The organism is Bradyrhizobium sp. PRIMUS42 (genome assembly GCF_023006515.1).
Taxonomy (GTDB): Bacteria; Pseudomonadota; Alphaproteobacteria; order Rhizobiales; family Xanthobacteraceae; genus Bradyrhizobium.
On the sequence record NZ_JALBGZ010000194.1, the window covers coordinates 1 to 9,364 of the forward strand.

Sequence of the window (9,364 nt, forward strand, 5' to 3'; positions counted from 1 at the left end):
CCCGCGGTGAGCAGCACCAGCCCGTCGGCACCTGCTTCCGCCGCGCGTTCGGCATGGCGGATGGAAGCGACGTCCGCCAGCACCAGCGCACCGGCATCGTGCAGCGGCTTCAACACCGGCGCGGGCGAGCCGACCGAAGTGATGACGACCTCCGGCCTATGTCGCAGCAGCACGGAGAGATCCTGCTCCAGCCGCGCATTGGAGCGGTGCACGATCAGGTTCGGACAGAGCGGCGCTGCCTTGCGGCCGGTTTGATCCTCGTGCTGGCGCAGCCGCGTTTCGATCGCGGTGAGCCATTCATCGAGCTGGTCCGTGCTGCGGCAATTCACGGTGGGGAAGCTGCCGATGACGCCGTTGCGGCAGGCCGCGATCATGAGCTCGACGCCCGACACCAGGAACATCGGCGCTGCGATCAAAGGCAAAGCGAGACGATCGCGAAAGCGTTGCAGTCGATCGGATGTCACTCAATTCTCCTTGTCGCTCTTGCCTCGCCGCACGGGCTTTGTCGTTTCATCCCGCAGTTCCTGTGCTAGCGTCATCCGCAACATTGGCACGCCAGAAGCCGGTGACAAGCAAAGAGGAAACATATGTCCGATCCGCTCCACGCATCGTCCCCGACTTGCGCGCAGACGCTGCGGGCGCTGTCGCGCTATCCCGGCCGCACCGCTTTCGCATGGCCTGAGGGATCACTGACCTATCAAGGCACGATCGACCTGATCGGACGCATCCAGGGCGTGTTCATGCGGCTTGGATTGCAGGTGGGCGCGCGCGTCGCCTTCCTCACCGCGAACCGGGCCGACACCTGGTGCGCCGGCGTCGCCGCGCAATTGTCGCGGCTCTGCATCACCTGGCTGCATCCGCTGGGATCGCTGGAGGACCAGCTGTTCCAGCTCGAGGATTCCGAGGCGGAGATGCTGGTGGTCGATGCGGCCGCCTTCCGCGACCGCGGCGGCGAACTCGCCGCGAGAGCGAGCCGACTCAAGGCAGTCTTCACCATGGGGCCGGCCGGCTACGGTGCCGATCTGCTGGCGGCGATCGAGAGCGCGGGACACGCCAGCGCGCAGTGCCTCGCCAGTCTCGACGATCTCTCGACGCTGAACTACACCGGCGGCACCACCGGCAAATCCAAGGGCGCGCTGCGCTATCACCGCGAGAATGCCGGAGCCGCCGCTGCGATCCTCGCCGATTTCGAGATCCCCGACGCCGCACGCTACCTCACGGTCGCGCCGATCAGTCATGTCGCCGGCACGAAAGTGCTGCCGACCCTGATGCGCGGCGGCACCGTCCACATGCTGAAGGGATTCGATCCCGAGACCGTGCTGGCCACGATCGCGCGCGAGCGCATCAACTTCACGCTGTTCGTGCCGACCATGATCTACGTGCTGCTCGACCATCCCGCGCTGGGCAAGAGCGATCTGTCCTCACTCGAGCTGGTGCTCTACGGGGCGTCCGCGATGTCGCCGAGCCGGCTGGTCGAGGGCATCGAGCGCATCGGACCGGTGTTCTCGCAGCTCTACGGCCAGACCGAATGCTATCCGGTCTCGGTGCTGCGCAAGGCGGATCACGATCCCAGGACGCCCGAACTGTTTCTGTCCTGCGGCTTCCCTATCGCGGCCTGCGAGGTCAGGATCCTCGACGACAACGATCAGGAGGTGAAGACGGGCGAGGCCGGCGAGATCTGCGTGCGCGCCCCGCATGTCATGGCCGAATACTGGAAGCGGCCTGACATCACCGCCGAAACGCTGAAGAACGGCTGGGTCCATACCGGCGACATCGCACGGAAGGACGAGCGCGGCTACATGTTCATCCTCGACCGCAAGAAGGACATGATCGTGTCCGGCGGCTTCAACATCTTCCCGCGCGAGGTCGAGGACGTGCTGTCGCAACACGCCGATGTAGCCATGGTCGCGGTCGTCGGCATCCCCGACGAGAAATGGGGCGAAGCCGTCACCGCCATCGTGGTGCCGCGCGAGGGCGCTCGGCCCGATCCGGATGAGCTGATCAACCTGGTCAGGACGCGAAAAGGCTCTGCGCATGCGCCCAAGCAGATCCAGTTCGTCAAGCAATTGCCGATGACCGGCGTCGGCAAGGTCGACAAGAAGGTGCTGCGTGCGGGCTTCTGGAGCGGCCGGGACCGAATGGTGGGGTGAAATACCCCGGGATTCTACGGTGTCATTGTTGCCCCGACACCACAACGCGCAACGGAGTGCGCGCGCGCAGCGTCCACGCAATTGCCGGCGAATCGGGGAATCACCTAGACCGCTGATGGGGCTGGGAAGCGGAGAGTAAGATGAGAGTCGCTTCCCTGGAAAGTGCAGTCGCCGCGGTCACGTTGATCACGGCTATCATCGTGGTGCTGTGGGAGATCAAGATCTTCTACGGAATGTGAACTGGCAGGATGCCTCTTCGAACACGACCGAGCATCCCTTCCGCGGCGGCGGAAGCCTGCCGTTCAATCGGCCAAAGAGCGATCCGGGGCTTACCGTCACGCTCACCGCTTCTCGATCACCAGGCTCTGCACCGCTCGGCCGAAATAGCCCTGCCGGTCGGCTAGCCGGGACATAGCCAGTCCTGCGCCGTCGGAACCAATCCAGGATTCGCCGTCGAGCAGGATCCACTCGCCGACCGGCTGACGTGCGAAGCTCACGGTGAGGTCGGCGTTGATGAACGTCCAGGCGCGGAAGTCGAGCATCGAGGCGGTGCCGTTGGAGAAATCGGCGGCGACCACGGCGCGCATCGCCTGCGAGATGCCTTCTCCCTCGATCAGTGGATGATCGACACGAAACCAGATCGCACCGGCGCCGGCCTGGCCGAAGCGGCCGCGCGCGGCGCGCATCGAGACCAATCGCACGAACGGGCTGGTGACGGCGACACTGTCCTCGACCAGCGAATCCTCAGGCGAGGGCAACGTGACCGGCGGCTGCTCGACGTCGTCGGGCAGCGTCAGCGCCTGGCGCCTGATCTTGAGCACGGTGGCGCCGACCACCTGCACGCCGTCGGCGAGCAGCCTGATCTCGCAGAGCTGGATCTTGCGGCCCTCACGCAAGATTTCGGTCGCAATCGTGAGCGGCCCGACCGGCACCGGACGCATCAGATCGATCGTGAGGCGCGCGACGTCCATCGGCACAGGCGTCGGGATGCGTTCCGCCGCCCATGTCACCAGCGAGGCCGGCGCCGAGCCGTGCTGCATGCGCGGGTCCCAGGGACCAGCGGCACCCGGGCCGGTGACGACGCTGTTGCCCTCGACGCGGTAGATGGCGGTCATCGTTTCAATCGGCCTCAGTTGACGTTCCCCGGACGCTGCGCAGCGCGTAGCGGTGCGCTGCTGATCCGGGGTCCATACGTTGCTTCGATGGGTCCCGGCTCCGCGCAGCAGCGTTGCGCGCTGCAGCGCGTCCGGGACACGAGAGCGATCACAACGGCGGATCGATCGCTTCGTCGTACTCCTTTTTGAAGCGCGCGATCAGTTCGGCGGCGGGCACGACGCCCTCGATGCTGCCGATGCCCTGGCCCGAGCCCCAGATCTCCTTCCAGGCCTTCGGTTTGGCGCGCTCGCCGGAGGCGTCGGTGCCGAAATTCATCTTGGAAGGGTCGGAGGTCGGCAAATCCTCGGGATCCATGCCGGCAGCGAGGATCGAAGGTTTCAGGTAGTTGCCGTGCACGCCGGTGAAGAGGTTGGAATAGACGATGTCGTCGGCGGTCGAGCCGGCAATCATCTCCTTGTACTTTTCGACCGCATTGGCTTCCTTGGTCGCGATGAAGGCCGAGCCGATATAGGCGAAGTCGGCGCCGAGGACGCGCGCGGCGCGGATCGCCTTGCCGTTGCCGATCGCCCCCGACAGCGCGATCGGACCATCGAACCACTTGCGGGTCTCGGCGACGAAGGCCAGCGGCGAAATGGTGCCGGCATGACCGCCGGCGCCGGCCGCAACCAGGATCAGGCCGTCGGCACCCTTCTCGATCGCCTTGCGCGCAAACTTCTGGTTGATCACGTCGTGGAAGACGATGCCGCCCCAGCCGTGCACGGCCTGGTTCAGCTCCTCGCGGGCGCCGAGCGAGGAGATGATCATCGGCACCTTGTACTTGGCGCAGAGCTGCATATCGTGGTCGAGCCGGTTGTTCGACTTATGCACGATCTGGTTGACCGCGAACGGCGCCGAGGGCCGGTCGGGATGGGCCCGGTCATAGGCCGCGAGCTCTTCGGTGATGCGCGCCAGCCATTCGTCGAGCAGCTCCGGCGGCCGGGCGTTCAGCGACGGAAACGAGCCGACCACCCCCGCCTTGCACTGCGCGATCACGAGATCGGGCACCGAGATGATGAAGAGCGGCGAGCCGATCACGGGGATCGACAGGCGTCCCTTGAACAACGCAGGCATGGACATAGCGAAACGATCCTCTGTTGGCCGATCAATGGAAGGTTGGGCACCATACCAACAAGGCAATCTTTCCACTGTCAAGTATTGCGTTGTGCCGCCGCGCCGGATGCCGTTACCGCAATTCCAAGGCGCGGAATTCCGACAGCATACGGCTATCCGTCCTCGCCGTCATTGCGGGCGACTTGTCCGCCGAAGCTCGAAGAGCGAAGGCGGAAGCGGAGCAATCCAGTCTCTTTCCGTGGAGACAGCCTGGCTTCGTCGCAAGGGCTCCTCGCAATGAGGAGGCGAGAGCCGCGGATGACCACGACCTACGCAATCAGATCCGGATTGATCAGCCGCTCGAACGAGAACATCTCGTCCCACTTCTCCTGCGTCAGCAGCTTGCGCTCGACCACGACGATCTGGTGCAGCGACTTGCCGCTCTTGTAGCCCTCGCGCGCGATCTCGGCGCATTGCTTGTAGCCGAGCAGCGGCTTCAGCACCGTGACGATACCGAGGGAATTCAGCACCATGTTGCGGGTGTGCTCCTCGTTGGCGGTGATGCCGACGACGCAATTCTCGCGCAGGCTGTTGACCGCGCGCTCCATGGTGCGGATCGAGAAGAACAGCGCGAACGAGATCACCGGCTCCATCACGTTGAGCTGGAGCTGGCCCGCCGAGGCCGCGAGCGTCACCGTGGTGTCGAGCCCGATGACGAGGAAGCTGGTCTGGTTGACGACCTCGGGGATAACGGGGTTGACCTTGCCAGGCATGATCGAGGATCCCGGCTGAAGCTGCGGCAGGTTGATCTCGTTGAAGCCTGCGCGCGGACCGGACGCGAGCAGGCGAATGTCGTTGCAGATTTTCGTCAGCTTGCTCGCCGTGCGCTTGAGGACGCCCGAGAGCTGCACATAGGCGCCGGTGTCCGAGGTCGCCTCGACGAGATCGCCCGCGAGGATGAAGTCGACGCCTGTGAGCGCGCTCAGATGCCGGACCGCGAGCTTGGGATAGCCGACCGCCGCCGTGACGGACGTGCCGATCGCGGTGGCGCCGAGATTGATCTCGCGCAGCAGCGCCCGCGCTTCGGAGATACGGTCGACCTCCTCGCCCATCGTGGTGCCCCATCCCCGGAATTCGGCCCCGAGCGACATCGGCACCGCATCCTGGAGATGCGTGCGGCCCATCTTCAGGACGCGGTCGAACTCGCGACCCTTGGCGAAGAAAGCTTCCTGGAGCTGGCGCAGCGCGGTCATGTAGCTTTCGAGCCGCAGGATCAGCGCGAGCCGAAACGCGGTCGGATAGGTGTCGTTGGTCGACTGGCCGTAATTGACGTGGTCGTTGGGACTGACGTGCTGATAGTCGCCCTTGCCGAAGCCGAGCGATTCCAGCGCGAGGTTCGCGATCACCTCGTTGGCGTTCATGTTGGTGGAGGTGCCGGCGCCGCCCTGGATGAAGTCGGTGACGAACTGGTCCATCATGTCGCCGGCGATGACGCGGTCGCAGCCGAGGATGATCGCGTCCGCGACCTTGGCGTCGATCGCACCGAGATCGCGATTGGCCATGGCGGCAGCCTTCTTGACGTAACCGAGCGCCTTCACGAAGTAAGGCTCCTGGTTCATCGGAATGCCGGTGATGTGGAAGTTCTCCTTACCCCGGATGGTCTGGACGCCGTAATAGATGTCGTCGGCGATCTCACGCTGTCCGAGGAAGTCCTGCTCCGTACGGCTCATGGGCGCTCCTTGCTGCATGCGCGCGAGGCCTTCACGTCAGTTCTGGCACAGCGCGCTGGTCACGAAAGTATCGGTGCGGCAATCGTCCGGCTTGCGAGCCCTGCCGGGAATCAGGACCTTGGCCGAGCATTTTTCCGCGGAGTCGGCATTCAGGCTCTTGCCGTCCTTGTATCCCTTGCTCTGGCAGAGCTGGTCGGCGGCCTGCTTGCAGTCGGGCGCACCGTTCGACGAGGCTGGACAGGCCACGCGACCCGATACCATGGTGGAGGGCTTGGCCAGCCGCGACAGATCGTTCATTGTTTCACTGGGGCTTTTGATCGGCGGCAGGATCGAGGGCAGCTTGTCGAACAGCTTGCCCATTTCGTTGAACAGCCCGGGATTCTCTGCAGGTGCGGGCGTCGAGGGCGGCGGCGCAGCCTGCGGCCCTTGCTCCTGCAAGCCAAGCGACGGCGGCGCCGATTGCGCCCACCCGGTCCCGCAAGCACCGAGCAGGAGCAGCACTGCTGACATCAGCGTCCCGAGCCGCACGGCGGCATTGCCGGATCGAACCATCATGACGGCAACCGTAGCCGAAGCCGGCCCTGCGGCAAAGCGCCGTGGATCTAGATCAGCTTGACCGCCACCACGAAGCCGAGCACCAGCACGGCAGCGCCGACCGCCACCACGAGTCCGAGATGCTTCTCGATCTTGACCCGGATCCAGTCGCCATAGCGGTTGAGCAGGATCGCGACGATAAAGAAGCGTCCGCCGCGCGCGACGATCGAGCACAGGACGAACAGGACGATGTTGTAGCCGGCGAAGCCCGAGGTGATGGTGACGAGCTTGTAGGGGATCGGCGTCAGCCCCTTGAGCAGGATGATCACCGCGCCCCATTCCGCGTAGGAGGCGCGGAAGGCCTCGACCTTGCCGCCGAGGCCGTAGACCTGGATCAGCCATTGGCCGACCGAGTCGAACAGTAGCGCACCGATGGCGTAGCCGACCACGCCGCCGAGCACCGAGGTGACGGTACAGACCATCGCATAGACCCAGGCGCGCTGCGGGCGCGCCAGCGACATCGGGATCAGCATCACATCCGGCGGGACCGGAAAGAACGAGCTTTCGGCGAAAGACACGACGCCCATGATCCACAGAGCGTAGGGCTTGTGGGCGGCGTCGATGCACCAATCGTAAATACGTTTCAGCATGGCGCCGCGATGAAGCACCATGGGACGGATTTGTCCATGCCGAGATTGAGGCGAATTATGGCGTTTCGAGCATGATCCGGAAAAGTGTGCAGCGGTTTTCCGAAAAGATCATGCTCAAACAAGAGGCTAAAGCGCGATGACCGTTCATCCTGGTTTCATCGCGCTTTAGTGGCGCTTGCGCGCTGTGCGGCCCTCGAGCGCGACAATTGGCCGCCTGGCGGCCACGCGCGGCGACGCGACTTTGGGCAGCTTCATCGAGGATTTCGGCAGCTTCTCGGCGATGCCGAGCATGTCTTCACGCCGCGTCATTTCGCGCCAGACGTCCTCGGGACGCACGCCGGCAGAGGCCCAGAGCACTGTGAGATTGTAGAGCAGGTCCGCGCTTTCCCGGATCACGGCCTCGCTGTCGCCGTTGACCGCATCGATCACGACTTCGATGGCCTCTTCGGCCAGCTTCTTCGCCATTTTGGAAGGCCCGCGCTGAAACAGCCGGGCCGTACGCGATGTTGCCGGATCAAGATCCCTGGCCGCGAGCACAGCCAGATATAGCCGCTCAAGCGAATCACTCATGGTACTCAAAACTACTCTAAAGCAATGTCGAGCGCGTTAACGCGCGACAATAAAAGCAGAAAACAGGCCGGCGCGGCAACCGCGACGGCCTGTCCTGTTCAAACCTGTGCTGCCAAACCTAGTAGCAGTTCTGGTAGTAGCCCTGGCCGCAGAGCTCGGACGGAGCGGTGCCGCCATAGCGCTGATATTGGTAGTTCGGGCCCGGACCATAATACGGCCCATAGGCGGGGCCGCTGTAATAGGCCGGACCGCCGTAATAGCCATAGCCCGGACCGTAGTCATAAGCGTAGGAGTCACGGCTCGCGGCGATGGCGAGACCGGTGCCGATGGCCGCGAAAGCCGCAGCAGCAGCAGCACCGCCTCCGCCGCCATGCCAATGGCGGCCGCCCGCATAGGACGCGGTCGGGGCAATACTGGTCAGCGCCAGCACCGCGGCGGTGGCAAGAACGGCCTTTCGGCCCGCAAACTTGGAGAATCGCTCGAACATGTCTTGGGCCCTCCTTTGGGACCTGGAATGCGACGCCTGCGGACAGGCTCATGCCTATCAAACCCGCATGACCTAAGTTGGGTTCCCGAACCCCAACACAAGCTGAACGGGGTTGCGTAACGATGCCGCAACGCCGCTCATCCTCCGTTCATGTTGGCGCGGACAGACTGGCTGCCGGCCGGCGCTGCGAGCGTCGCGAAACCATAACAATGCGGGACCGACGCAACTGATGTCGGACTTCAAGTCGATCGCGCTTCGTTGCCTGCTGGCCCTCTCGATCCCGCTTGCGACACTGATCGCCCGCGATGTCAGCGCGGCCGAGACCGCTGCGCCCTCCCTTGCGATCCACTTCAGCTTCGACCGCCCGTTGGACGCGAGCATGGCGCCGTTCTTCCTTGCGGCGAAGGACGGCAGCTTCGGCGCCGAGCGTCTCAACGTGTCCTTCAGCATCGCAACCGGATCGCCCGAGGCGCTCGCACGCGTCGCCAAGGGCGACAGCGAGCTTGCGCTCGTCGACATCAACGAGCTGATCCGCTTTCGCGACAAGGAAGATGCGGCGCCGGTCAAAGCCGTGTTCGTGCTGTTCAACCGCGCGCCCTACGCGATCGTCGCGCGCAGGAGCCGAGGCATCCATGTGTTGCCCGATCTCGACGGCAAGACCGTCGGCGTTGCCGACGGCGATCTGTCGATGCGGCTGTGGCCGGCGCTGGCGCAGCAGAACGGCATCAAGGCATCCCGCGTCAAATTCCACAAGATTGGCGCCGCGGTGCGCGAGCCGATCCTGTCCGCAGGACAGGTCGATGCCGTCGCGGGCTTCAACTATCTCTCCGCGGTGAACCTGCGCGACCGCGGCGTGCCCGGAGCCGATCTGGTCGTGCTGCGTTATGCCGACTATGGCTGCGAGGCCTATGGCTTCGCCGTGGTGGTCAGTCCCGCCTTCGCCGCAGCAAAGCCGGACGCTGTGAAGGGCTTCGTCCGCGCCTTGATCGCCGGCATCGCTGCGACCGTCAAGGAGCCGGCGCGTGCGGCGGACGAGGC

Annotated in this window: 10 protein-coding genes; 2 read left to right on the plus strand and 8 right to left on the minus strand. The window is 64.6% G+C overall.

Going from position 1 to position 9,364, the window contains the following annotated elements:
* On the minus strand, nt 1–464 hold a 464-nt coding region (locus MOV75_RS16570), incomplete at its 3' end, for a nitronate monooxygenase family protein (RefSeq protein ID WP_247006211.1).
* A 123-nt stretch (nt 465–587) separates the two neighbouring features.
* On the opposite strand from MOV75_RS16570, the gene MOV75_RS16575 reads away from it, so the two are divergent.
* On the plus strand, nt 588–2,150 hold the full coding sequence (locus tag MOV75_RS16575) for an AMP-binding protein (protein ID WP_246925929.1): 1,563 nt from the start codon (nt 588–590) through the stop codon (nt 2,148–2,150).
* 341 nt (nt 2,151–2,491) lie between these two features.
* Here MOV75_RS16575 and MOV75_RS16580 read toward each other — a convergent pair whose 3' ends face one another.
* The 7 genes from MOV75_RS16580 to MOV75_RS16610 all read right to left on the minus strand — a co-directional run bounded on the left by MOV75_RS16580 (nt 2,492) and on the right by MOV75_RS16610 (nt 8,326).
* Nucleotides 2,492–3,265: a thioesterase family protein gene (locus MOV75_RS16580; protein WP_246925928.1), complete on the minus strand. Its 774-nt coding sequence runs from the start codon at nt 3,263–3,265 to the stop codon at nt 2,492–2,494.
* Nucleotides 3,266–3,413: 148 nt separating this feature from the next.
* Complete coding sequence (locus MOV75_RS16585) at nt 3,414–4,382, minus strand: nitronate monooxygenase family protein (protein WP_246925927.1); 969 nt, start codon at nt 4,380–4,382, stop codon at nt 3,414–3,416.
* Between the two features lie 302 nt (nt 4,383–4,684).
* On the minus strand, nt 4,685–6,085 hold the full coding sequence (locus MOV75_RS16590; protein WP_246925926.1) for an aspartate ammonia-lyase: 1,401 nt from the start codon (nt 6,083–6,085) through the stop codon (nt 4,685–4,687).
* A gap of 36 nt (nt 6,086–6,121) precedes the next feature.
* The gene (locus MOV75_RS16595; protein WP_246925925.1) at nt 6,122–6,640 is read right to left on the minus strand and encodes a hypothetical protein; all 519 of its coding nucleotides are present in this window, start codon (nt 6,638–6,640) and stop codon (nt 6,122–6,124) included.
* Between the two features lie 47 nt (nt 6,641–6,687).
* Complete coding sequence (locus MOV75_RS16600) at nt 6,688–7,290, minus strand: YqaA family protein (RefSeq protein ID WP_246925924.1); 603 nt, start codon at nt 7,288–7,290, stop codon at nt 6,688–6,690.
* Between the two features lie 144 nt (nt 7,291–7,434).
* Entirely contained in the window at nt 7,435–7,839 is a 405-nt protein-coding gene (hisE, locus tag MOV75_RS16605; RefSeq protein ID WP_246925923.1) for a phosphoribosyl-ATP diphosphatase, read from the minus strand.
* 118 nt (nt 7,840–7,957) lie between these two features.
* A complete protein-coding gene (locus tag MOV75_RS16610; protein WP_246925921.1) occupies nt 7,958–8,326 on the minus strand; it encodes a hypothetical protein in 369 nt (122 codons plus the stop codon).
* Between the two features lie 229 nt (nt 8,327–8,555).
* Here MOV75_RS16610 and MOV75_RS16615 point away from each other — a divergent pair.
* Nucleotides 8,556–9,364 (plus strand): ABC transporter substrate-binding protein (locus tag MOV75_RS16615; RefSeq protein ID WP_247006213.1); only part of this gene is annotated, 809 nt, incomplete at its 3' end.